Raw genomic sequence first — 24,114 nt, 5'->3', positions numbered from 1 at the left:
AGAAAAATAGATGGATCTGGAACCAATATGGCTTAGCATCAAACTGGCAATGATTACAACAGTGATTCTGTTGTTTGTTGGTATACCTGTGGCTTACTGGCTTTCCCGTAAGCAAAGTATTTTAAAACTTGTTGCAGAAGCCATTATTACCATGCCACTGGTGCTGCCTCCTTCTGTACTTGGATTCTACCTGCTGCTTGCATTTAGTCCGAACAATGGTTTTGGGAAATGGCTGCACCAGCATTTCAGCCTGCAGCTGGTCTTCTCCTTTCCCGGATTGATACTGGCCTCCATAATCTACAGCCTGCCCTTTATGATCAGTCCGGTTAAGGCGGCTTTTTCTCACTTACCCCGGTCGATGGCTGAAGCTTCGTACATGATGGGTAAATCGAAAACACAAACTTTTTACAGGGTGTTGCTGCCCAATATCAAAGCTTCGGTTTTTACGGCTGCGGTACTGACTTTTGCCCACACACTTGGCGAATTTGGCGTGGTGCTGATGATTGGCGGAAACATACCAGGTGAAACAAAGGTGGCATCGATAGCCATTTATGACGCGGTTGAAATGATGGACTACCATTCGGCAAATAGCTATGCACTCATTTTATTTGCGATCACTTTTATAATTGTCATCAGTGTTTTTGTAATTAACAGAAACGCGGTTAAAAGCCCTTTCGAATGATCCGCATCGACATTGAGAAAAGAACAGGGCCGCCTGGAAGTTTCGGGCTGAAGGTTGACACCAGCTTTCGCCTGAATGCGGTAACGCGAATATCCGGACCTTCGGGTGTGGGCAAAACCACTTTACTGAAGATAATTGCCGGTTTTATTCATCCCGACCAGGGAAGGATCAGCTCTGGTGATGAGGTTTGGTTCGACGGGGAAAAGAAGCATTCTAAAAAGATTCAGGAGCGGCGTGTTGGTTTTGTCTTTCAGGACTATGCATTGTTTCCGAATATGACTGTTGAACAGCACCTGCTTTATGGAACAGATGACCTGACCTACGTAAATGAATTACTCCAGCTCGGAGAGATGGAAGCATTGCGCGGCAGATATCCGAGGGCACTTTCGGGAGGGCAACAGCAACGTTTAGCCATCCTCAGGGCCCTCGCTAGCAGGCCTGGACTGCTCCTGATGGATGAGCCATTTACTGCCCTTGATGCTGCGCTTAAAACCAGGCTGATTGAGCGGTTAAAAACTTTGTTTTCAGTACAGCAAACTACCGTGATTTTGGTGAGCCATCAGGATACAGCATTTGATGATGAAAGCGATGTATTTCAGCTGAATACCACTGAGTAAACCGGCTAATTTAACTGATCAACTCGTCAAAATGGATGGGCAATTTATAAATACGTTTCCCTGTGGCATGGAAAATTGCATTGGAAATGGCTGCGGGCATGCCTACCAGGCCAATTTCTCCAACGCCCTTAGTACCAATCTCATTAATCAACTCATCCTGCTCTTCAGCAAAAATCACATCCATTTCGCCAATATCTGCATGAACAGGGATGTGGTACTCGCCGAGATTGGTATTGATGTATTTACCCAGGTTGGTATCCATAATGGTCTCTTCATGCAATGCTTTGCTGATTCCCCAAACCATTGAGCCTAAAATCTGGCTTTTTGCTGTTTTGGGGTTGATGATTTTTCCAGCGGCGACCGCGGTCACTGCGCGGGTTACAGTAACTACGCCCAGATCTTTGTCGACTTCCACTTCCACAAACGAAGCACTGTGGGTGGCGAGACTATATTTTCGAAGTTTGAGCATATGCGGTTTACCCATGTTGGTGGTTTTGATCGGGCGACCGTTATTGAAAGCAATAATATCTTTTAAGGTGATGAATATGGCCGGGTCACTCTTCAGGCATAGCTGTCCAGCGTTGAAAAATACCTCTTCCTCTGCAATTTTATGAAAAGGAGAGTGGGGAATTTCCCCCGCTTTTTTCAGGAGTTTTTTGCGCAGTGCTTTTGCCGCAATAACGATGGCAACTCCGGTGGATGAGGTGATGGCTGAACCACCCTGAAACATGGAGAAAGGCTTTTTGCTGTCGCCATACTGAAAATCCACTTCTTCGATAGATAGTCCGAGTTCATCGGCGGCAATCTGTGTCATTACGGTAAGCGTTCCTGTTCCAATATCTGTGGTCGCGTTATTTAGCACGAGTTTACCATCGCCCGTGATCATCGCTTCCACGCGTGCCGGAAACTGGAAGGCATCCCAGATTCCGGTAGCCATCCCGTAGCCTATTAATTTATTGCCACGGGACATGCTTCCCGGTTCAGGAGACCGGTTGTCCCATCCAAATCTTTCGGCTGCTTCGAGGTAACATGTCCTTAAAGCCTTACTGGTATATGGCTTTTTACTGGATGGGTCTATGTCCGAATAGTTGATCAGCCGAAGGTCCAGCGGATCGATTTTCAGCTTATAGGATAGTTCATCCATGGTGCACTCTATGGCGTGGAGCGCAGTGCTGCCGCCGGGTGCGCGCATATCCATTGGCGTGTAAACATCCAGCGGCACGACTTTTTGTTCAAATGAGGTATTTGGAGCCGGATATAACCGGTGGCTCCACGAAGCTGTAGGTTCTGTATAATCTTCAAAATTAGATGTTTCAGCGAATACCCGGTGACCAAGTGCGGTTAGGCGGCCATTGATATCGCTGCCAAAGCGGAGCTTTTGTATAGCAGGTGGACGGTGGCTAAAAGAAAACATCTGCTTCCTATCCAGCACCACGCGTACATTACGTTCCAGATGCAATGCAGCCATTACGCAAAGAAATAACTGATATTGCGGGCGAAGGCCGGAGCCAAAGGCGCCCCCAACAAATGGTGCCAATACCCTTACGTTTTTGTAACGGAGTCCGAATATGTTGGCTACATAAAGCTGATTGTTTATGGTGCCTTGGGTTTTATCGTATATGGTAAGTTTTCCGGGGCCTTCGAACACGGTTGTCGTAGCGAAGAGTTCGATGGGGTTATGATGTTCGGTACCATGGTGAAATTCGGCCTCTACTTTAACTGCAGCGTTAGTGAAAGCCTTCTCAAAATCACCTGTTGGCGGCGGCGGCGGTGGTTTCAACGCAGTTGCAAAGCCTTTTTTTGGAGCCCTGGCCTGATTAACATTTTGGTCGAGACTGGTTTGAAAGTCCTGCCTTTCAAACTCAAACCGGATCTGGGTAGATGCATATCTTGCGGTTTCGAAATCTTCGGCTACCACCAGTGCAATCGGCTGACCGTTGTAAAGGATATTTTCATCATGTAGCGGTTTGAAAACGGTGCCGGGAGGGGCGTCCATGTCGGTATACTGTAAATCAAACCAGGCGAGTTTAGGGCGGTTTTTGTGTGAAAGTACCTGAATAACCCCCGGAATGGCCATAGCCCGGGATATGTCGATACTAACAATTTTCCCCTTGGTAATGGGGCTGCTCACTACATAGCCGTGCAGCAGCTGATCAACCTGATATTCTGCTGCATACTTTGCTGCTCCCGTTACTTTTAACTTTCCTTCCAGGCGGCTTATTGGTTTACCAACAGTTTTATTCGAGTCCATTCCAGTGTTTTATATTTTTTTAATTATGCAGCGGGTTGTGCACCCGGAAGTTGTGTTTCAGGACGAAGCGCCATCAGGCAGTTTCGTATAATCGCTTTTTTAGCGAGTTGTATTTTAAAGTCATTATCACCGAAGCCTTTTGCCCCCTGCAGGATTAAATCTGCAGCCATAGAGAAATTTTCAGCGGTAGCTGTTTTACCTTCCAGAAATTTTTCGGCTTCAACTGATCTCCAGGGTTGATGTGCTACGCCACCCAGTGCAATTCTGGCTTCACGGATGATTGTTCCATCCAGTTCCAGTGCGGTGGCTACCGAAACCAATGCAAACGCATAGGAGTGGCGGTCGCGGAGTTTTAAGTAGGAGTAATTTTTATTGAAACCTTTTTCGGGCAGGTCGACCGAAGTAATTAGCTCATTTTCTTTCAGGTTATTATCCAGATCGGGTCTGTCTCCCGGCAGGCGGTGAAATTCCTTAAACGGTATGGCGCGGGTACCTTCTGGTCCGCTAACATTTACCATTGCATTGAGTGCAGCGAGTGCCACACACATATCGGAAGGGAACACGGCGATGCATTGCTCACTGGTTCCAAGGATGGCATGCATGCGGTTATATCCGTCTTTTGCCGGACAGCCGGAACCCGGGTTTCGTTTGTTGCATGGCACTTCAGGATCGTAAAAATAATAACAGCGCGTGCGCTGCAAGAGGTTCCCCCCATTGGTAGCCATATTTCTGATCTGGGCGGATGCACCCGCAAGAATTGCTTTTGAGAGCAGAGGGTATTTCTGCTCAACAACGGGGTGATAGGCGGTGTCTGCATTTTTCACTGCGGCACCAAGACGAAGTCCGCCACCCTCCATTTCCAGAATTCCGGAAAGTTCAATGAGGTGATTAATGTCTATCAGTTCGGCAGGGTGGGTAATGTTGTATTTCCACAAGTCGATCAGGTTCGTTCCACCAGCAATAAAAGTGGTGTGCTCACTGGCGGCTACCTGGCTAACGGCATCTTTAATGTTTGAAGCTTGTTTATATTCGAAGTTATTCATAGCTGCCCCCATCTTTAACCTGCATAATGGCATCAATGATTCCCACGTTTGCGCCACACCGGCAAAGGTTTCCGCTCATCAGTTCTTTTACTTCTGCTCTGGAGTTTGCCTTTCCTTCTTTCAATAAACCTATTGCGCTACAAATCTGTCCCGGTGTACAGTAGCCGCATTGAAAGGCATCATGATCGATAAAGGCCTGTTGAATGGGATGGAGTTCATCCCCATCCGCAATGCCTTCCACGCTGGTAATGTCGGCACCGTCTTTCATTACCGCCAGGGTAAGGCAGCTCAGGATCCTTTTACCGTCGCATAATACTGTGCACGCGCCGCACTGGCCGTGGTCGCATCCTTTTTTAGTTCCGGTTAAGTTGAGGTGATCGCGGAGGCAATCCAAAAGGCTTACCCATGGCTGGATGGATAGGGTGGTGTTTTTGCCGTTTATTGTTAAGCCAATGGTATGGCTGTCGGCTGACTTTTGCTGTAGGTCCTGCGTTTCTGTTAGCATAAAATGGCTTGTTAGTTGTGCCTTGTTATATTGCTAACATTAAAAATCAGCGATAAGTTTTATCAGGGGATTAAAAGACAGGATAAGTTTAGTTTGCTGTAAAATTCGTAAAACAAAACAGGCCCGGAGCGGAGCCGGGCCTGTTTTGTTTAATATGGCTGATTACGATTTAATAAATTCAAGAATATCTTTATTAATCGTTTCTGCTTCAGTTGTTGGCATTCCATGTGGGAAGCCAGGGTAAGAGATCAGCTTACCGTTTGGCAATAGTTTAGCTGCGCGTGGTGCCTGGTTAAATGGAACGATCTGGTCGTCCTCTCCATGCAATACCAGAACCGGAATCTCTACACTTTTTAAATCTTCAGTAAAGTCAGACTCTGAAAAGGCTTTAATTCCGGCATAATGTGCCAATACAGAGCCCATCATGCCCTGACGCCACCAGTTGTGTTTTATACCTTCCTGCACTGTTTTTCCTTCACGGTTCCATCCGTAAAAGGCTACGGGGAAATCATAAAAATATTGTGCTCTGGTGAAACCGGTTCCCTGGCGAATCTCATCGAAAATTGACATTGGAACACCTTCCGGATTGCTTTCATTTTGTACCATGATCGGAGTTACGGCACTGATTAACACTGCTTTTGCCACACGGCCTTTACCATGCTTTGCAACATAACGAATCACTTCACCACCACCAGTAGAGTGACCGATGTGAATGGCATCCTTTAAATCAAGTGCAGCTGTTAATTCTGCAATATCGGCTACATAAGTATCCATGTCATTGCCATTAGCACTCTGTCCCGAGCGGCCATGTCCGCGACGATCGTGCGCGATAACCCGGTATCCCTGCTGAAGGAAAAACATCATTTGTGTGTCCCAGTCATCTCCCGACAAGGGCCATCCGTGATGAAAAACAATTGGTTGTCCTGTTCCCCAGTCTTTGTAATAAATTTCGGTTCCGTCTTTTACTTTAATAATACTCATAGCTTTTGTTGTTAGATTAAATAATAAATATTTATAGAATGCTGTTCATCAGGGTTTATTTTATTTACCCCAGACCTGAGCTTCGTATATTTTAACGTCAGGTTTAATTCAATTTGTGAGCCACTTATGTAAGTTGCTTAAAATTAATGCTTTGAGTATTTTGTGTTGTTGGCTTTGTAGCTAAATATCGTTAATTTACGCTTTTAATAACCTGCTTACTTTACAAACTCATACTTGATACCCAGTTTTTTTATTTTCGAGTTTAAGGTAGTCGACGGAATGTTCAGGATTTCAGCAGCACCGCCGGGGCCAAAGATTTTACCTTTGCACATTTTTAGAATGGCTAATATATGCGCCCTTTCCACTTCTTCCATTGTTCGGATTTTGGAGAGCTCTTCGCCAGAAAATCCGATACCGGATGCAGCATCGGGAAGATCAATTTTAGTGATGGTTTCTCCTTCGGTTAAAAGCATGGTCCTTTCGATTAAGTGTTCCAGTTCGCGGATATTTCCCGGCCAGTCGTAGTCCTGTAATTCCTGTAAAACCTCTTCCGAAACTTTATTGACAGTGGATGAACCACTTTTGCTGAACTTGTTAATAAAATAGGCCACCAATGCCGGAATGTCTTCTTTTCTTTGCCTTAAAGCCGGAAGTTCTATTGGGAAAACGTTTAACCGGTAATATAAGTCAAGACGGAACCGGCCTTCAGCAACTTCCTTTTCCAGGTTACGGTTGGTGGCTGTAATGATTCTGACATTTATTTTTTTCGTGTAGTTACCACCCAAACGTTCAATTTCCTTTTCCTGAAGCACTCTTAATAATTTCACCTGTGCTTCCAGGGGCAGTTCACCGATCTCATCCAGAAATATTGATCCTCCGTCGGCCTGCTCGAATTTGCCGATCCGTTTTTCGTTTGCACCAGTAAATGAACCCTTTTCATGTCCGAAAAGTTCGGATTCTATCAATGTTAATGGCAGCGCCGCGCAGTTGACTGTGACTAAGGGTTTATTTTTCCGGGGAGATAACTGATGGATAGTGTGCGCAATCTTTTCTTTCCCTGTTCCGCTCTCACCCAAAATCAGCACGGAGGTATCGTCGGGTGCTACCAGTTCCAGTTTTCTAAATGCCGAGTGCAACAATGGGCTGTTCCCGATGATGCCATTAAAATTTTGTGTTGCTTCGCTCTGCGTTTTCCTGACCACCGCCTTTTCCATGTTCACTATTTTCGGAGCTGGAGATGCTCCCGGGATCTCCCTGCTGTATATAATTTTATCAACTACCAGCTCAAGGCTTTTTTTGAACTGATTTAAAATTCCGGTATGAACTTTAGTGTACAGGTCTGACAGGTGGTTAAAAAAAATAAACTGAAATGTTTCACCTGCTCTTTCTACTTCGGTAATCAGGGCAGATTCGAGTCTGAAATGATTGGAAAGGGCTTGCGTCCATGGGCTTTCCATTCTGAGTTTGCGGAAATCATATCCATTGTAAATGGCTTTCCCGTTGTGTATTACGGCGGATGCGTTCCATAGTTTAAAGTCGCGCGTTGAAACACTGGTTTCTTTGAGCAAGGATTCATTGTTGAGTACATTGAATTTTCCATCACTCAGTCGGGCAATATTCACGTCTTTGGCTGATGTTCTTGGCGTTACTTTCGTTATCCAAAGAAAATCGAAAGGTACAACGGGATATATTGCGGTGCTAACCTGTTTCAGTCGTTCGGCAATTGATTCCTGTTTTTCGGCGATGTGTTCGATTTGCTTGTGAAGCGACGGCTCATTATGCTGATCGTACTTCAGGTTTTGTTCGTGCCGGTAACGGGCAATGTCGAGCATTACCATCAGGTCTTTTTCACGAAAGGGTTTGACTAAAAACCCGTAGGGAAGGGTTGCTTTTGCTGCTTCGAGAATTCCCTGATTGGTATTTGCAGAAATATAAATGAAGGGAACGCCCATTTCTGTGAGTTGTCCTGCCAGATCGATCCCTGTTTTATCGCCTTGCAGGAAAATGTCGAGTAAAATCCAGTCTGGTTGCTTGGAGGCAATTAATTCCAAGGCTTTAACCACTGAAGGGGCGATTCCACAAACTTTGTAACCGGCTTTTTCGAGCATAATCCGAAGATCGTTTGCTACAATAAATTCATCCTCTACAATTAAAATCTTCTGTTCCATTTTTTATTTTAGGCGAGCGTAATTTAAACCAGTAAAAATCAAAACTGGTTGAGCGCTATGATGTATCAGGGTAAGTACAATAAAAATACCAATCGTTAAGTTGTTGTTGTTGAGTATTTTATTGTTTTTGTTTGTTTATGTCATTCATGATATATCGTCAATTTACTAAATGTCAGGACCGTTTAATCTCCAGTTTTTTAATTTTTGAATTTAATGTCGTGGCGGGAATTCCCAGGAGTTCGGCTGCGCCTCCGGTGCCTGCCACTTTTCCTTTACATAATTCCAGCACCCTGATGATGTGGTCTCTTTCGTTTTCGCTAATGGATTTTATGGTGTTGGAAACCGGAGGCAGCTCAGTTATTAAACCCGGTTCCAGGTGCATCGAATCCAGTTTACCATCTGTAGACAGGAGCATACACCTGAGGATGAGGTGTTCCAGCTCCCTGATGTTTCCCGGCCAGTTGTATTGCAGGAGATGACTGATAAAACCGGCAGGAATTTCGGTGATGTTTCTGCCGGTTGCTTTTGCATGCTTTTGCACGAAATATGCAGTGAGTAGGGGGATATCTGATTTTCGTTCGGCCAGAGAAGGAATATGAATGGGGAAAACATTCAGGCGGTAGAAGAGGTCCAGTCTGAACCTGCCTTTTGCAATTTCCTTCTCCAGATGGAGGTTGGTAGCTGCAATTATTCTTAAATCGACAGCAACAGGTGCTTTGCCACCGATCCGCTCAATTTCTTTCTCCTGCAGTACCCTAAGTAATTTTGCCTGAAGGTCGAAGGGCATCTCTCCAACTTCATCCAGAAAAATAGTTCCACCATTTGCCTCCTCGAATTTCCCGATCCGGGTGCTGATGGCTCCCGTAAATGCACCTTTTTCATGCCCGAACAGAATGGATTCAATCAGGTCCCCCGGTAATGCGGCACAATTGACGGCCACCATAGGTTTCCTGTTTCTGGTGGATAAGCGGTGCAGACTTCTGGCTACTTCTTCTTTTCCTGTTCCGCTTTCTCCGGTAATCAATACCGAAGTGTCCGTTGGCGCCACAATCTTTATTTTATTTAATACATTCAGCAGCGCAGGGCTTTTTCCAATGATATTTTCGAACTCCCGGGTGGCAACAGGGGGCTTGTCATTTTGTTTGTGGTGATCAGGTTGCTGAAGTTCGCTGGCACTCTGCTTCATTTGAGTGCTGTGTTGTTTACGATATCTGGCAATGTCGATGCTTAGTAAAACATCGCGCTCGCGGTAGGGCTTAACGATAAAGCCATAAGGACTGGTGGATTTTGCTGCTTCCATCACTTTTTCATTGGAATTTGCAGAGATGTAGATAAAAGGAATTTCCCTTTCCATCAGATCGTGCGCCAGGTCAATTCCAGTGAGTCGGCCTTTCAGGTAAATGTCCAGCAATACCATATCAACTTCCTGTTTATCCAGTATCTCCCGTGCATGCTTCACCGCATTGGCTACCCCCGCCACCTCGTAACCTGCGTGTTGCAAAATCATCTGCAAATCGTGCGCTACAATGAACTCATCTTCAACGATTAGGATCTTTTCTTTCAATTTATTCATCATTCAATGCGCTTAAATCTTTGGAAGTATGTTCGAAAGTTAAACTGATTAAAACACCATTTTCATTTTCCATCCTGAACAGGCCGTCAATTTGCGTGGCCAGGCCCATCATTAAGGTCAGTCCGAGGGTATGGCTTCGTTCAGGATCGAAATCCGGCGGCAAGCCAATGCCGTTATCTTTTATCAGCAGGTGATAGCGGTTGGGTTCGATCTCCTTCAGGCTGATTTCAATTTTGCCGAACTGCACAAAGGGGAAGGCGTATTTGAAAATATTAGTGATGGCCTCATTAATAATCAAACCTAATGGTACAGCTTTAGAGATATCCAGTTCAAGGTTGACCATCTCTATTTCGAAATTTATTTTTTTATTACCGGTTAGGCTTTCTTGCAAATATTCGACCAGTTCAACCACGTAAGGCCTTATATTTATCGTTGCTACCGTATCTGTCTGATAAAGTTTCTGATGGATCAACGCAATACTTTTTAATCGGTGCTGACTTTCTTTTATGGCTTCGATTGCTGCCAGATCCTCCAGGTAATAACTCTGGCTGTTCAGGAGGCTCATGGTGAGTTGCAGGTTATTCTTCACGCGGTGATGCACCTCTTTTAGCAGGCCTTCTTTCTCCTCTATCAGTTTATTTTTTTGTTGCACGAGCATTTCCAGTTGCCCGTAGGCAAGGTCTATCTCGTCTTTTTTCTTTACAAGGGTATCATGAAGTTTCTTTTTTAACCTGAACCGGCCATATATCAATATCAATACAAGGGTTAAAAAAGCGAGCCCGGCAATGGTTACATTTTTTATCAGTTGGATGCGATTCAGTTCCTGACTTTGTAACTGCGATTTTTTCCTGAGGATTTCGTTTTCATTTTCCTTTTGCGAAGCCTGAAACTCGATCTGCAATCTTTCGATGGTATTCAGGTTCTCCTGGCTCAGCATAGAATCCCTTAGTTTGTGGAAAGTTTGCAGGCGGAGGATTGCTTCTGCCGGGTTATTGATGGAGATGTTGATTTTATAAAGAAGCTCATTCAAACGGATCTGGCGTGGCAGGGCCATGCTGATCTGATTTTCTTTTGCCATTCCGGCAAATTTCAGGGCAAGGTGGTACTTTTTCTGGGCGAAGTAAAATTCGCTTAAGGAGAAAAACAAAGAAGTTTGAAAGGTATTGAAGTAGTCATTTTGTTCGCTTTTTGCAAGCAGTTTATCGAAGTATTGTTTAGCTAAATCGTACTTTTTTAATGCGGTATAACATTCTCCAAAACCCAGATACATAAAAGATTCATGTCCTGTTGTGGCGTTATTCACCTCATTCCAGGTTTTTTGAAGCAGGGATAGTGCCTGTTTTGCCTGGCCCAGTTTAATCATCTGGTTGGAAATTGCCCATGCAGTAACGAAACGAAATGGATCCTTTTTATCGGGTATATTAAGCGTTTTGCTATACCACCAAATACTTTCTTTCGCTTTGCCCATGGATTCGTAGGCAGAGCCTACTCTGTTGAGGTAGGTACCCAGTACTTCCTCGTGATTAGCCTGAGCGGTTTTTACGCTCAAGAGGGCATAGTTCAGTGCTTTGCTCAGTTCGCCTTTTCTTTCGTAAACGGCCGACATTAAATCATAGGCCATTGGCAGGTCGGGCAGTTTATGTTTCTTATCAAGGTTAATCACTTCAAAAAGTTCGGTGATTGCCAGGTCGAATTTTTCTTCCTCGAGATGGAAATCGGCCATTGCACGCAGTAGTGTTGCTTCCAGGTATTTTTCTTTAAAACCAGATCCAACTGCTTTGTATAACTGGTAGGCCATAACTGCCCGGTTATAGAAAGATTTGTTTCTGTAATCTGATACGGTATCGGGAATATTTACATAATAAGCGTACCAGCTATTTGCCTCGTAGTGTTTGTTGCCTATTTTTTTTGCCAGTTTTATGGCCTGCTCATAAATAATGGCTTGTTGTTTTCTCAGGTGCTGTGCGTTATAAAAGCGTGCATAAGCCATTAAGGTATGGTATTCACTTTCGGCGGAGTTAATCTGTTTGCTTAAGTGCATTGCATCTTTCAGGTGTTTTGATGCGCTAGCCAGATTTTCAGGCCTGTTGGATTCTTGCTTAATAAAGTAACCGGCCAGCCTGAGTAAGCATTTCACCCGATTGGAATCTGGTTGTGATGCTTTAAGTCGTGAATTTAATTTCTGCAGGGAGTCTTCCGGGTTAGGATTAGTGAATCGGGTTTGGACAGCAAGCGCATGGCTGTTCAGCAGAATCAAATTGCACAGTAAAAGGCAGAAAGTTTTGATCCTGAGGGCCTGTATGATCCGGATTTTTCCTGAAAAAAGGTTGAATTTTAGCATCGGCGATTACTTGTTCAGGATATGTTCCCTTTTTATTTTGAATTTCTTGATCTTGGAATTAAGGGTTGTGGCCGGGATGTTTAGTACTTCTGCAGCCCCACCCATGCCAGAAATCTTACCCTTGCAGTGTTTCAATATTGATAGTATGTGGTCGCGCTCATTCTCGTGAATGGTTTTGATTTTTTGTTCAGCTCCATTAGCGGCTGTTTCATTCCTGTCTACTTTTGGGAGATGGATTTCTTTTAGAATATTACCTGACGACAAGAGGATGCTGCGTTCGAGCAGGTGTTCCAGTTCGCGGATATTACCTGGCCAGGGATAGATCATTAATTTATTCAATGCACTTTTCGAAATCGCGTTGACCTGCCTTCCGGTTTTCCTGGCAATGCGCTCAATAAAGTGTGTAGCCAGATATGGAATATCATCCGGCCTTTCTCTCAAGGGCGGGAGGGAAATTGGAAATACGTTGAGCCGGTAGTATAAGTCGGCCCTGAAGTTGCCTTTTTCTACTTCTTTCAGCAGATTTCTGTTGGTTGCCGCAACAATCCGTACATTGGTTTTAATTACCCCTTTGCCACCGATTCGTTCTATTTCCTTTTCCTGTAATGCCCTGAGCAGTTTTACCTGAAGTTCGAGTGGGAATTCGCCAATTTCATCTAGAAAGAGTGTTCCGTTGTGTGCCAGTTCAAATTTACCAACGCGGCGCTCGGTAGCGCCTGTAAAACTTCCTTTCTCATGACCAAAAAGCTCGCTTTCTGCAAGGCTGGGGGGGAGTGCGGCGCAGTTGATTTTTACCATTAATTCTTGCTGGCGAGGAGAGGACTGGTGAATGGCCCGGGCAATCAGTTCCTTTCCTGTGCCGGTTTCACCGGAAATCAGTACAGTACTGTCGGATGGCGCCACATGTTCAATCAGGTGGAAGATTCCCTTTAGCGACTGGCTTTGACCGATGATTTCATCGTAATGATATTTATGCTTTATTTCTTCCTGCAGGAAGCTTTTTTCATCTTCCAGTTTTTGTTTGTATTCATTGATTTCAGAAAGCTGCCGTTCAATTTTTTCATTAGCGATGATATTGGATATGGCGATTGAAATTTGCAGCGAAATTCCGTAGAGCAGATCGAAATATATATTGGAGATGGAATTAACGTTTCTGGAGTATAAATAAAAGAAACCAATGCAGCCATTGGCATCAATCATTTTAAGTCCGATCATTTCCCGGATCCCTTTATTATGCCAGAAAGGAAGCCAGGCAGGTGCATCCTTCCAGGTAAGTGCTTCTTCAACGTCGAAAACAATGGGTTGTTCTGCTGCAATCATAGCCCTGCACATACCATCATCCAGTGTATATTTTTTTGATGATTCGGGCGGAATGCCGGCAGTTTTAAGGAAATCTTCTTTCTGATTATACACAAAGGCACTGTGTGTTTCCAGATCATCGTTGATTAAACAGATGACAAAATCATCAAAGTCAAACAGCTTTTTGAGCTTTTTGTCGATGACCTCGAAGAGGTCAAGTTTATTTCTGATGGATGCAATTGAATTGCTTAATGACAATAGCACTTCATTTTCCCGTTCTTTTTGCTGAAGTTTTTTAAGGAGCAGTGCAGGCCGGAGGTTTTGTTCTGCGTGGTTGGGGATGTTAGCATTCTCCAGATTTTCAAGCTCAGTTAAATTGCTAATTCTTTCCATCCGGCTAAAGTAAGCTTTATCAGCCGGATATTGGTTTGTGATTCGTAAAAAAATGCTAACGAAATTTCGCCAGGTATTTATGTTATGTGCTGACTATAAGTGTTTTGTTGTGTTTTTCAGGTTGATGTTTCTGTTCTTTTCATTTCGTTAATCCGCTTTTTATCAACAGTGATGTAAGTGGCCTTTTCCTGCTATCCGGCAGGATAACAAAAAACATCGGATTCGTAAATCAACGATATATAGTCAGATAAAATTCTAAAATATTTTTGCAAGTAATTGTTGTATAGTGATTTACGTGCTGGTATGTTTCTTGGAAACTGGAGATAAACAAAAAATAATTTAATTATGAAACCATCACCAGATTTATTATCCCCAGAAAATCACGCATTAGTATTAATCGATTTTGAAGGTCAAATGGCTTTTGCTACAAAAAGTATTTCTATTACGGAATTACGTACCAATGTGGCTATTATTTGTGGGGCATCTAAAATTTTCAATGTGCCTACTATTGTGACAACGGTAGCTGAAGAGTCGTTTGCAGGCCCTGTATTTCCTGAAATTGAAGAATTTTATCCTAAGGCTACTTCAGGTTATATCGACAGAACTTCAATGAATACCTGGGAAGACGGACCTGCTTACAAAGCAATAACCGGTACAGGCAAGAAAAAGTTAGTGCTGGCAGGTTTGTGGACAGGTGTATGCATCGTTGGTCCGGCTTTATCTGCGATGGCTGAAGGTTATGATGTATTTGTAATCACTGATGCGTGCGGCGACGTGAGTAACGAAGCTCATGAAAGAGCAGTACAACGTATGGTGCATGCGGGTGTAAAACCAGTTACTTCAGTTCAGTATATACTTGAGCTACAAAGAGACTGGGCGAGAACTGAAACTTATGTTCCGGTAACCAATCTGATGAAAAAATATGGTGCCGGTTATGGAATTGGAATTCAGTACGCACACCAAATGATCAAACACTAATCCTCAGGCGGTATAAAGATGAGCAAGAGGAATCCTTATTTGGCAATAGTTGTGGCTGTGTGTTGTTGCTTTTTTGTAGCAACAGCATCTGGCCAGGGTATCAGGCTGATGCGCTACGATGAGGATTATAGCAATCTGAAAGATTCAGGCAGAAACTTATACAACACACTAAAGTTTCTGCCACTTTCAGCCAGCAAAAAAGTTTATTTCACTTTTGGTGGAGAGATCCGGGAGGAGATTGGCGGCAGGATCAACGAAGACTGGATTAAGGATCAGGGCTTTAATTATTCTTTCTTACAACGCTATTCGCTTTATGCAGATCTGAATATCGGAGAACGGCTTCGGTTTTTCGCCCAGGTTAACAGTGCGCTTGAGCATGGAAGCAAGTATGGGCCATCTCCGGTAGATGAAGACCAGCTGGCTGTGCAAAACCTTTTTGCTGAGTACAGGCTGATCAGGGATTCGCTGAATCAGTTATCCGTAAAAATCGGGAGACAGGAGATTAACTATGGATCAGGCAGGTTGATATCTGTTAGGGAGGGAACAACAGTGAGGCAGTATTTTACCGGGGCGAAACTGATGTACGCACGGCCGCGCTTTACAGTAGATGCCTTCGTGCTGGAAGCTGATGAAGTTAATTTTGGTGTATTTGACAATCGCCCAAGCCATCAGGCCAATCTCTGGGGTGCTTATTCCAACCTCAATATCCAGAAAGGTGGAAACTTCGACTTCTATTATTTAGGTATCAGGCGTGATGATAGCGAGTTTGAAGAGGGTATTGAAAAAGAGCTGAGGCATACCTTTGCCACACGTTACTGGAAAAGTGGTAGTGGATTTATCTATAACCTGGAGGCGGCTTATCAGCTCGGGCGTTTCGGGAATGGGCCGATCAATGCCTGGACAATGGCCATAGAACTCGGCTATATTTTTGACAAAAGCAGGCTTAAACCAACAATTAACCTGCGGAACGACTATATCTCGGGCGATAGAAAAGCAGGGGACGGCAAGTTGCAAACCTTTAATCCACTCTATCCAAAAGGCGGTTATTTTGGCTTCAATCCGCTGATCGGACCGTCTAATCTGATTGACTTACATCCTTACGTTACCCTCAATCCAACGGAAAGATTAACCGTTCAGGCAGACGTGGTTTTCAACTGGAGATATTCGTTAAACGACGGCATTTACCGCCCGGGTGGAAATTTTAATACTGCTGGCTCACCTTCGGGTCATCGTTTTATCGGTAACACCTATCTGCTCAGTGCAGATTATAAGTACAATGATCACCTTTCTTTTAGTATTGGAGGACAATATTTCAGGGTTGGTGATTTCATCAAAGATACTGTTCCCATGTGGGACAACTCTAAATTTTTCAACGCTCAGGTATCATACAAATTTTAATCATTAAGAATATGAAAAACAAGTTCACTTTACCGTCAGCATCGCTTATTCAACAGCTCAGGATTTCGGTAATTATATTTTTTATTTCCGTTTCGGGATTATCGGCATTTGCACAGGCAACAACCGCTATAGGAACCGCAAAAGTTTGGGGCACGGTTGACGGGGTTGCCATTGAAGGTGTGGTTCAGGGACCATCGGCACAGGTAAGCGATTTGCAGGTTGCCTGCGTGTTTGAATATACGGAAGGGGATATCTTCAATTCCCCGCCAGCACTTCCGCCGGCATTAAACGGGCTGCTCCACCTGGATCAGGATATGAAGGGTTTGCTGACGGCTATCCGCAAGGGCGGTAAGTTTGCCGGGCATCCCAACGAAACCCTGTTGATTACCCCACCAAAAGGTAGCATTGGCAGTAAACACCTGCTGTTAATTGGCCTGGGCGACAGAAATAAATTTACTCCTGAACTGATGACGGGCATCGGGAGTGTGGCGATGAGGGAAGCATTGAAACTTGGCATAAGCAATTTTTCTTTCGCCAGCGACCTTAAAGATGCGGGAATTGACTCCCCAACGGCCCTCGTTGCCGGAAACGTGGTAAAAGGAATTTTCGAAGCTTACCGCGCACAACTTTGGCTTAAAGAAAAACAATTGGTAAAGGTAACGCCCGTTTCGAAGGTGATTCTTCTGGCAGGTCCTGCCTTTTTCACTACAGCAGGCGAAGGCATACAAGAGGCTATCTCGGCCCTAAAAAATTAATGAATCAAAACCAATATACGATGGGTGCAGATATGATTTTGTTCAATGGTAAAATACATACCATTGCTAAACACAAAGAAGAAATAACCGCTGTTGCGATAAAGGACGGAAAATTCCTTGCTATTGGCAATGATGCGGATGTAATGGCTTTTTCAGACTCCAATACGAAACTGGTAGACCTGAATAAAAGGAGGGTGGTTCCGGGGATTAATGACTCGCATATCCACCTGATTCGCGGGGGATTGAACTTTAACCTGGAGTTGCGCTGGGATGGCGTGCCTTCACTGGCTGATGCGTTGCGGATGTTGAAGGAGCAGGTTGATATTACCCCATCGCCACAATGGGTACGTGTGGTAGGGGGCTGGTCGGAATTTCAGTTTGCTGAAAGGCGGATGCCTACACTGGAAGAAATCAATGCGATTGCACCAGATACCCCTGTTTTCATTCTCCATTTATATGATCGTGCATTTATGAACCGTGCTGCACTAAAAGCAGTTGGTTATACCAAAGATACGCCGGCGCCTCCGGGTGGGGAAATTCAGCGGGATTCGAAGGGCGAACCTACAGGATTGATTATTGCGAGTCCGAATGCGATGATTTTATACTCAACGCTGGCTAAAGGACCAAAACTTTCGCATGAACACCAGGTGAATTCTACCCGTCATTTCATGACAGAATTAAACCGTTTTGGAATTACCAGCGTGATTGATGCGGGTGGAGGTTTCCAGAACTTTCCGGATGACTATAAAGTTGTTGATGAGTTAAATGCGCAAAAACAGCTTACAGTCCGCATTGCCTACAATTTGTTTACGCAAAGGCCAAAACAGGAGTTTGAAGATTTTGATCACTGGACCAATACCGTGCAGCTTTATCAGGGCGATGATATGTACCGCCACAACGGGGCAGGCGAAATGCTGGTATTTTCGGCTGCTGATTTCGAAGATTTTCTTCAGCCCCGGCCAGATCTTGGAGACAACATGGAGCCCGAACTGGAGCGCGTGGTGCGTTTGCTGGTGGAAAAAAGATGGCCTTTCAGACTGCATGCCACTTACAATGAAAGTATTAGCCGGTTTTTAAATGTTTTTGAAAAAGTAAATCAGGATATTCCTTTTGCAGGACTACCCTGGATTTTTGACCATGCAGAAACGATTGATGAACGCAATATTGAGCGTGTGAAAGCGCTGGGAGGCGGTATCGCTATTCAAAGCAGAATGGCCTATCAGGGTGAGTACTTTACAGATCGTTACGGAGCTAAAGCGGCGCTGGAAACCCCACCGGTTAAAAAGATGCTGGAAATGGAAGTACCTGTGGGTGGTGGTTCTGATGCCACCAGGGTAAGCAGCTACAATCCATGGGTTTCGATATTCTGGTTAACGGCGGGTAAGACTGTTGGCGGATTAAAAATCTACAATGAAGAAACCGTGCTGAGCAGGGCAACTGCCCTGGAACTTTACACCAGAGGTAGTGCCTGGTTTTCTAACGAGCAACAAAAGAAGGGCGATATTGAAGCAGGAATGCTGGCTGACCTTGCGGTTTTAAATCAAGACTATTTTGAAGTTGCCGAAGAGGAGATTAAAAGTATAGAATCTGATTTGACCATTGTTGATGGGAAGATCGTTTATGCCAAGGGAGATTTTTCTTCATTTTCGCCGCCAAAAATCCCAATCCTTCCAGACTGGTCGCCTACCAACAACTATAACGGATACTATTCCCCTGCAACGCATAAAGGCAATCTGCAGGGCAAAGCCACAGGTGCAAGCGGTGCATCGGTTTTAGCCAAGGTACATTCGTGTGTGGGTAGCTGCAATGTTCACCAGCACCGTCACGATGCCGTTAGAACGAGCAACCTGCCGGTAAATAATTACACCGCTTTCTGGGGTGCACTGGGATGTTCATGTTTTGCTTTTTAGATTATGGAAAATATCATCAAATACCTGCTTTTTTCTGATTTAGGATCAGATATTAATAACTGGGCCGTACTTTGTTTCAGGGTGCTGCTGATGCTCGAACTGTTCAGGGTGCATGGAATGAAGAAGTTTCGTGTTCAAAACGGCGAAAAGGAGCATGTTCCGAACCCTTTGGGTTTACCCGATAAGCTGAATGGTTTAGTGGCTACCTTTTCTGATACTGTGGTGCCGTTCCTGGTTATTTTAGGCTTCGGAACCAGGCTGTTTTTGTTGCCTTCAATTGGCGTAACCGCAATAGGTTATTTCGTGGTGCACCGGAAAGATTCAGTTGAGGTAAGGGACGTGCCTTATATGTACACCCTGGCTATGCTCTTTTTATGGGCTATTGGTCCCGGTACACACGCTATAGATCATTATTTATTCAACACATTTTTTAATTAACACTTTAATATTAAATCACAAAAATTATGGAAGCTAAAATTGGTATCAGTGCAGCCCACCTTGCTGAGGTTGCCCATTCATTAAGCAAAATCCTTGCGGACGAATACGTTTTATATACTAAAACAAGAAAAGCACACTGGAATGTAGAAGGACCGGACTTTTACAACAAACACAAATTCTTTGAAGCGCAGTACACACAGCTTGGACAGATTGTTGACGAGGTAGCGGAACGTATCCGCAAGCTGGGCCACTATGCTCCTGCATCGCTTAAACAATTTCTGGAGTTAACACACTTAACTGAAGATGATCGCGGTAAAAATGATTCAGCAACCTACATCAAAATCTTACTTGCTGATCACGAAAGTATTCTCATTCATCTGAGAGATAACATCAATAATTACGCTGGTGCATTGAAAGATGCCGGAACAAGCGATTACATTACCGGCCTAATGGAAACGCATGAAACCATGGCGTGGATGTTAAGGGCACATTTATCATAAACAAAAAAGAAAATGGAAGAAAAACAGCATAATATCTGGTTTGTAACCTTTGTATTAACGATTATAGCTGGCTATTGCGATGCGTTAACATTTGTTGCGGCAGATAAAATTTTCTCTGCGCATGTTACAGGAAACTTTATTGTATTTGCTTATCAGATGATCAAAACCACGGATGGCGATGCCTGGATCAAGCTGCTTACTTTTCCTGTTTACATGCTTTCGGTAATGGCTGGTGGGTGGATATCGGCGAGGTTTGCAAACCGGCATTTTCTCCTGCTATGTGAAGGTACGATCTTATTGCTTGCTGGGATTATTGCCTATTTCCTTGGTTATATCGACAATGGCGATATCACCTGGCCGATGTATCTGGTTACGATGATTGTGGTATTTGCCATGGGGCTGCAAAATGCATTTGGAAAGCTTTACGCAAAGGAAACTTTTGGCCCGACTACCATGATGACCGGAAACGTGACCCAGTTTGCACTGGACATCAGGTCATTTTGCAATTCAGGATTTAAAGATGCTGCTTTTCTTTCGGGCATCAACAAAGGGCTGATTACACTTGGTGGTTTTTTACTGGGTTGTTTACTGGGTGCGTGGACAGGACAGCTTTTCGGACTGCCAGGTATATTGGTACCTGGTATTGCCATGATCATTTGCTATTACAGTACCCGATCTTCTGCTGAAGATATTAAGTCCTGATATGCGGAAAATCAGAAAAGTAATGTTCACGATGAAGGTCAGTCTGCTGTTTGTACATTTTATCCTGATCAGCCCTGTTCTGGTGAGCGGACAGGGCATCAGGACAAAAACAGCCGCTGATGCTGCGGAAATTCAGCTCCGGCGGCTGGGGCAGACTGAAAAGAAGGTTGACCTATCGATAGATCTGGGTAGTTATTATCTTAATCTTCCGGGAGAGATCAAAGCTGATTTGTTTCATGCTATGGAGCTGCAGCAACAGGCAAATCATCTGGCAGCCAAGATTGAGTACCCGAAAGGTGTAGCAAAAAGTATGATTTTGAGGGGGAATATTCTTCGGGAAATGGGGAATAGGGCTGCCAGCAGGAAGGAATTTGAATTAGCTATTGTTTTGGCCAAGGCTGAGCATTTGAATGATCAACTGGCCGGGATATATGGCGCCATAGGGGATTTGTACAGTAATGAAGGGCAGGGCCTGGAAACTAAAATTGCCTATAACGAAAAAGCCCTGGCCCTGTACCGTGAGACAGGAAACCAACTTGAGGTAGGCAATTCTCTTAAAAACCTTGGTGATTATTACAATATTAAAGGACAGCCCGATCATGCCATTAAGCTGATGGATTCGGCACTGGTGGTGTATAAATCATTCGGTTATGCCGAGTTGCAGGGTGTTTATAACAATATGTGTATCATCAATGTCGGTTTGGGTAATTACTCCAGCGCGCTTAAATACGGCTTGCTGGCCGAAAAGACTGCTGACCAGGTGGCGGACACCAGTTTACAAAGAAGTTCGATTGCCAATCATCTGGGCTTAACCTATTACTATTTGCGCAACGATGAGAAGACGCTTGAATACTGGACTAAAGCCCGGGCGATAGCAGCGAGCTACCAGGATGCCGGATATATGCAAACTGTAATCGCTAATCTGGCGAGCCTGCTGGTAAGAATGAAGCGTTTTGAAGAGGGGATTAGTGCATTAAAGGAAATGGAGCGGAAATACCCTCCAACAGATATACAGATGAAGGTGAGAATTCCTTATCTGTTGTTTAACACCTATTATGATGTTGAGAAGTATGATGAGGCCGCCCCTTATTTCAATACCCTGCTTCATTTTCATCACGATTTAGCTGCGAATGACCCTAACCAGATTTTTCTTTACCGTAGTATTATCCGGAAGCTGATTCATGATAAGAATTTTGCAGATGCAGAAAAATATTTAAAAGCACATGAAAAACAGAGCCTGGAACAGAAAAATTTACTGGCGCTGGCGCAGTTACACCGGCTGTGGTTCAATGTGGATTCGGCTTTAAACAAACCCTGGAGTGCCATTGCACATTATAAAACCTACAAGCGACTTACGGATTCGATCTGGAACAACGAAAAGAACAAGCAGATTTCTGGTCTGGAAATCGAATATCAAACCGAGAAAAAGGATAAAGATATCGCTTTGCTGCATCAAAAAAATCAATTGCAGCGGGTGAGAATAGTGAACGACGAGCGGGTGCGTTATCTTTTTACCGCCGGTTTATTTATTGCCGCCTTATTTGTGGGTTTACTTTACAATCGTTACCGTTTAAAGAAGCGCAGCAATCAGGTTTTAGAACAAAAACAAAGGGAAATAAACGCACAGAATGAGCTACTCAGAAAAATACTCGGCGAAAAAGAATGGCTGCTCCGGGAAATACACCACCGGGTGAAGAACAATCTTCAAATTGTAATCAGCCTGCTGAACACCCAGTCGGCCTATTTAGACAATGAAGATGCGCTGGTGGCCATCAGAAACAGTCAGAACCGGATGCATGCCATGTCGCTCATTCACCAGAAGCTTTATCAATCGGATAATTTGGCTGAAATTGATATGAAGTGGTATATCAAAGAACTGGTGGAATACATGATTGAATGTTTTGGTACGGAAAAGAAAATCAGGTTTGAGCTGGTTACTGATGAGCTGAAGCTGGATGTTGCACAAGCGGTGCCCCTTGGATTGATCCTTAATGAGGCCATCACTAACGCCATTAAATATGCTTTTCCGGATGGAAGAACAGGAAAAGTGATGATTCAGTTTGTGGCCATGGAAAACAAATGTTGTAAACTCATCATTGCAGATAACGGAATAGGCCTGCCGGTTGACTTTGATCCTGAAGATACAGAATCACTGGGCATGAGTTTAATGAACGGACTGAGCCTTCAGCTCAATGGATCATTTGAAATGAAGCGTGATGACGGGCTTAGGCTGGAGATCAGTTTCACCAGGCAAAATGAAATGGCATTTGAGGCGGTTGACAGTGCTTTGGAAAAATAGACAACGAAAATAGTTAACAATAAATTTTTGAATAGATGAACAATAATATTTTAGGATTGCACCACATTACTGCGATTGCAGGGAATGCACAGCAGAACTTCGATTTTTACACTAAAACAATGGGCTTGAGGCTGGTTAAAAAAACGGTCAACTTCGATGATCCGGGAACTTATCACCTGTATTATGGTGATGAAACAGGATCGGCAGGAACCATTCTTACTTTTTTTCCGTGGGATGGTATTGGTGCGGGTACTGAAGGCGTTGGTATGGCCACGGAAATTGGTTATTCAGTTCCAACGGGAAGCCACGACTTTTGGTTATCGAGGTTTGGTAATGCAAATGTTAAAACCAAAGAAATTACAGAGCGTTTTGGAGAACAGGTACTGGCCTTTAAAGATCCGGACGGACTGTCGCTAAGTTTGATTGTACCAACCAAAGCAGACAGCAGAATGCCATGGGAAACGAACGATATTAAACAGGATACCGCCACGAGGGGATTTCACAGTACCACCCTTACTTTACAAAGTATTGATGAAACAGCTAAATTGCTGACAGATTTATTTGGTTACCGGTTGCTTGCGCAGGAAGGAAACCGCTATCGTTTTATTACGGATACGGTAGAGAACGCCGCGATTGTCGATTTGCTGGAGGTTCCGTCTGGTGTTCGTGGCAGAAATGCCGCCGGTACCAATCACCATGTTGCTTTTCGTGTTAAAAATGAAGACATCCAAATGGAGCTTCGGGAGCAGATTTTAAGTAAAAACCTGCAGATTACGCCAAAGATAGACCGCGATTACTTCTACTCCTTGTATTTCCGTGAGCCAGGCGGCGTCCTATTTGAAATTGCGACCGAAAATCCGGGTTTTACTGTAGATGAGCCGTTGAATGAACTGGGCACGCATTTAAAACTTCCGCATCAGCATGAGCATTTACGCGAAGATTTAGATAAATTACTTCCAAAATTAATCTAAGAAACAATGGCAGAGATCAAATTAAATATTCAGGAAGGTGAACCGAGTTCATTTGACGTTTACGATGAAGATGGAAAAGTTGGTGAAATGATTTTCGACATCGAGGGCACCAACCTTACCGTATATCACACCGAAGTAGATGTTTCTAAAGAAGGCAAGGGCTATGCCAAACTGTTGCTTGATGCAATGGTTGAATATGTCCGCAATAATCAGTTAATGGTCATCCCGATGTGTCCTTATGTTCATATGCAATTCAAAAGGCATGAAGATTTATACAGGGATATCTGGAACAAAGTAAACGAAGAATAGC

20 protein-coding genes are annotated in these 24,114 nt (G+C 44.0%); 12 read left to right on the top strand and 8 right to left on the bottom strand.

Annotated features, from left to right (window positions below; translation table 11 throughout):
* Positions 1–10 precede the first annotated feature (10 nt).
* Positions 11–682 (top strand): molybdate ABC transporter permease subunit, encoded by a 672-nt coding sequence (gene modB / locus R2Q80_RS15630; protein ID WP_316800494.1) that lies wholly within the window; start codon positions 11–13, stop codon positions 680–682.
* Positions 679–1,299, top strand: coding sequence for an ATP-binding cassette domain-containing protein (locus R2Q80_RS15625; protein WP_316800493.1), 621 nt, complete (start codon positions 679–681; stop codon positions 1,297–1,299). Before modB ends, R2Q80_RS15625 begins: the two co-directional genes overlap by 4 nt.
* Before the next feature lie 10 nt (positions 1,300–1,309).
* On the opposite strand, the gene R2Q80_RS15620 is transcribed toward R2Q80_RS15625, so the two are convergent.
* The 8 genes from R2Q80_RS15620 to R2Q80_RS15585 form a co-directional block, all read right to left on the bottom strand.
* Positions 1,310–3,550 carry a xanthine dehydrogenase family protein molybdopterin-binding subunit gene (locus R2Q80_RS15620; protein WP_316800492.1) on the bottom strand — a complete coding sequence of 747 codons (2,241 nt, stop codon included), beginning with the start codon at positions 3,548–3,550 and terminating at the stop codon, positions 1,310–1,312.
* Positions 3,551–3,573: 23 nt separating this feature from the next.
* On the bottom strand, positions 3,574–4,593 hold the full coding sequence (locus R2Q80_RS15615; protein WP_316800491.1) for a xanthine dehydrogenase family protein subunit M: 1,020 nt from the start codon (positions 4,591–4,593) through the stop codon (positions 3,574–3,576).
* Complete coding sequence (locus R2Q80_RS15610; protein WP_316800490.1) at positions 4,586–5,098, bottom strand: (2Fe-2S)-binding protein; 513 nt, start codon at positions 5,096–5,098, stop codon at positions 4,586–4,588. The genes R2Q80_RS15615 and R2Q80_RS15610 overlap by 8 nt, the downstream gene beginning before the upstream one ends.
* A 162-nt stretch (positions 5,099–5,260) precedes the next feature.
* Positions 5,261–6,079, bottom strand: a complete 819-nt coding sequence (locus R2Q80_RS15605; protein ID WP_316800489.1) for an alpha/beta hydrolase — start codon at positions 6,077–6,079, stop codon at positions 5,261–5,263.
* A gap of 215 nt (positions 6,080–6,294) precedes the next feature.
* Positions 6,295–8,247: a sigma 54-interacting response regulator gene (locus R2Q80_RS15600; RefSeq protein WP_316800488.1), complete on the bottom strand. Its 1,953-nt coding sequence runs from the start codon at positions 8,245–8,247 to the stop codon at positions 6,295–6,297.
* Positions 8,248–8,419: 172 nt separating this feature from the next.
* Complete coding sequence (locus tag R2Q80_RS15595) at positions 8,420–9,823, bottom strand: sigma-54 dependent transcriptional regulator (RefSeq protein WP_316800487.1); 1,404 nt, start codon at positions 9,821–9,823, stop codon at positions 8,420–8,422.
* Positions 9,813–12,161 (bottom strand): sensor histidine kinase, encoded by a 2,349-nt coding sequence (locus tag R2Q80_RS15590; RefSeq protein WP_316800486.1) that lies wholly within the window; start codon positions 12,159–12,161, stop codon positions 9,813–9,815. The genes R2Q80_RS15595 and R2Q80_RS15590 overlap by 11 nt, the downstream gene beginning before the upstream one ends.
* 6 nt (positions 12,162–12,167) lie before the next feature.
* On the bottom strand, positions 12,168–13,853 hold the full coding sequence (locus tag R2Q80_RS15585) for a sigma-54 interaction domain-containing protein (protein WP_316800485.1): 1,686 nt from the start codon (positions 13,851–13,853) through the stop codon (positions 12,168–12,170).
* Positions 13,854–14,198: 345 nt separating this feature from the next.
* Here R2Q80_RS15585 and R2Q80_RS15580 point away from each other — a divergent pair, with 345 nt between their 5' ends.
* Genes R2Q80_RS15580 through R2Q80_RS15535 form a run of 10 tightly spaced genes read left to right on the top strand, consistent with a single transcriptional unit; the run spans position 14,199 to position 24,113 of the window.
* Entirely contained in the window at positions 14,199–14,831 is a 633-nt protein-coding gene (locus R2Q80_RS15580; RefSeq protein ID WP_316800484.1) for a hydrolase, read from the top strand.
* An 18-nt stretch (positions 14,832–14,849) separates the two neighbouring features.
* Positions 14,850–16,229, top strand: coding sequence for an alginate export family protein (locus R2Q80_RS15575; RefSeq protein ID WP_316800483.1), 1,380 nt, complete (start codon positions 14,850–14,852; stop codon positions 16,227–16,229).
* Between the two features lie 11 nt (positions 16,230–16,240).
* The gene (locus R2Q80_RS15570; RefSeq protein WP_316800482.1) at positions 16,241–16,984 is read left to right on the top strand and encodes a M17 family peptidase N-terminal domain-containing protein; all 744 of its coding nucleotides are present in this window, start codon (positions 16,241–16,243) and stop codon (positions 16,982–16,984) included.
* On the top strand, positions 16,984–18,894 hold the full coding sequence (locus R2Q80_RS15565; protein WP_316800481.1) for an amidohydrolase: 1,911 nt from the start codon (positions 16,984–16,986) through the stop codon (positions 18,892–18,894). Before R2Q80_RS15570 ends, R2Q80_RS15565 begins: the two co-directional genes overlap by 1 nt.
* Before the next feature lie 3 nt (positions 18,895–18,897).
* Positions 18,898–19,332: a DoxX family protein gene (locus tag R2Q80_RS15560; protein WP_316800480.1), complete on the top strand. Its 435-nt coding sequence runs from the start codon at positions 18,898–18,900 to the stop codon at positions 19,330–19,332.
* Positions 19,333–19,358: 26 nt separating this feature from the next.
* On the top strand, positions 19,359–19,832 hold the full coding sequence (locus R2Q80_RS15555; RefSeq protein ID WP_316800479.1) for a DNA starvation/stationary phase protection protein: 474 nt from the start codon (positions 19,359–19,361) through the stop codon (positions 19,830–19,832).
* Between the two features lie 12 nt (positions 19,833–19,844).
* On the top strand, positions 19,845–20,534 hold the full coding sequence (locus tag R2Q80_RS15550; protein WP_316800478.1) for a YoaK family protein: 690 nt from the start codon (positions 19,845–19,847) through the stop codon (positions 20,532–20,534).
* Position 20,535: 1 nt separating this feature from the next.
* A complete protein-coding gene (locus R2Q80_RS15545) occupies positions 20,536–22,833 on the top strand; it encodes a histidine kinase dimerization/phosphoacceptor domain -containing protein (protein WP_316800477.1) in 2,298 nt (765 codons plus the stop codon).
* Between the two features lie 35 nt (positions 22,834–22,868).
* Entirely contained in the window at positions 22,869–23,804 is a 936-nt protein-coding gene (locus tag R2Q80_RS15540; protein ID WP_316800476.1) for a ring-cleaving dioxygenase, read from the top strand.
* A gap of 6 nt (positions 23,805–23,810) precedes the next feature.
* Entirely contained in the window at positions 23,811–24,113 is a 303-nt protein-coding gene (locus R2Q80_RS15535) for a GNAT family N-acetyltransferase (protein WP_316800475.1), read from the top strand.
* Position 24,114 lies beyond the last annotated feature (1 nt).

Source organism: Pedobacter frigidisoli, assembly GCF_032678525.1.
Classification (GTDB): domain Bacteria; phylum Bacteroidota; class Bacteroidia; order Sphingobacteriales; family Sphingobacteriaceae; genus Pedobacter; species Pedobacter frigidisoli_A.
This window is presented reverse-complemented; position numbering and strand designations above follow the sequence as displayed.

What these genes read in the sequence shown, in the direction of transcription:
- modB (WP_316800494.1), top strand. Translation starts at nt 11, where the DNA reads ATGGATCTGGAACCAATATGGCTTAGCATCAAACTGGCAATGATTACA.
- R2Q80_RS15625 (WP_316800493.1), top strand. Translation starts at nt 679, where the DNA reads ATGATCCGCATCGACATTGAGAAAAGAACAGGGCCGCCTGGAAGTTTC.
- R2Q80_RS15620 (WP_316800492.1), bottom strand. Translation starts at nt 3,550, where the DNA reads ATGGACTCGAATAAAACTGTTGGTAAACCAATAAGCCGCCTGGAAGGA.
- R2Q80_RS15615 (WP_316800491.1), bottom strand. Translation starts at nt 4,593, where the DNA reads ATGAATAACTTCGAATATAAACAAGCTTCAAACATTAAAGATGCCGTT.
- R2Q80_RS15610 (WP_316800490.1), bottom strand. Translation starts at nt 5,098, where the DNA reads ATGCTAACAGAAACGCAGGACCTACAGCAAAAGTCAGCCGACAGCCAT.
- R2Q80_RS15605 (WP_316800489.1), bottom strand. Translation starts at nt 6,079, where the DNA reads ATGAGTATTATTAAAGTAAAAGACGGAACCGAAATTTATTACAAAGAC.
- R2Q80_RS15600 (WP_316800488.1), bottom strand. Translation starts at nt 8,247, where the DNA reads ATGGAACAGAAGATTTTAATTGTAGAGGATGAATTTATTGTAGCAAAC.
- R2Q80_RS15595 (WP_316800487.1), bottom strand. Translation starts at nt 9,823, where the DNA reads ATGATGAATAAATTGAAAGAAAAGATCCTAATCGTTGAAGATGAGTTC.
- R2Q80_RS15590 (WP_316800486.1), bottom strand. Translation starts at nt 12,161, where the DNA reads ATGCTAAAATTCAACCTTTTTTCAGGAAAAATCCGGATCATACAGGCC.
- R2Q80_RS15585 (WP_316800485.1), bottom strand. Translation starts at nt 13,853, where the DNA reads ATGGAAAGAATTAGCAATTTAACTGAGCTTGAAAATCTGGAGAATGCT.
- R2Q80_RS15580 (WP_316800484.1), top strand. Translation starts at nt 14,199, where the DNA reads ATGAAACCATCACCAGATTTATTATCCCCAGAAAATCACGCATTAGTA.
- R2Q80_RS15575 (WP_316800483.1), top strand. Translation starts at nt 14,850, where the DNA reads ATGAGCAAGAGGAATCCTTATTTGGCAATAGTTGTGGCTGTGTGTTGT.
- R2Q80_RS15570 (WP_316800482.1), top strand. Translation starts at nt 16,241, where the DNA reads ATGAAAAACAAGTTCACTTTACCGTCAGCATCGCTTATTCAACAGCTC.
- R2Q80_RS15565 (WP_316800481.1), top strand. Translation starts at nt 16,984, where the DNA reads ATGAATCAAAACCAATATACGATGGGTGCAGATATGATTTTGTTCAAT.
- R2Q80_RS15560 (WP_316800480.1), top strand. Translation starts at nt 18,898, where the DNA reads ATGGAAAATATCATCAAATACCTGCTTTTTTCTGATTTAGGATCAGAT.
- R2Q80_RS15555 (WP_316800479.1), top strand. Translation starts at nt 19,359, where the DNA reads ATGGAAGCTAAAATTGGTATCAGTGCAGCCCACCTTGCTGAGGTTGCC.
- R2Q80_RS15550 (WP_316800478.1), top strand. Translation starts at nt 19,845, where the DNA reads ATGGAAGAAAAACAGCATAATATCTGGTTTGTAACCTTTGTATTAACG.
- R2Q80_RS15545 (WP_316800477.1), top strand. Translation starts at nt 20,536, where the DNA reads ATGCGGAAAATCAGAAAAGTAATGTTCACGATGAAGGTCAGTCTGCTG.
- R2Q80_RS15540 (WP_316800476.1), top strand. Translation starts at nt 22,869, where the DNA reads ATGAACAATAATATTTTAGGATTGCACCACATTACTGCGATTGCAGGG.
- R2Q80_RS15535 (WP_316800475.1), top strand. Translation starts at nt 23,811, where the DNA reads ATGGCAGAGATCAAATTAAATATTCAGGAAGGTGAACCGAGTTCATTT.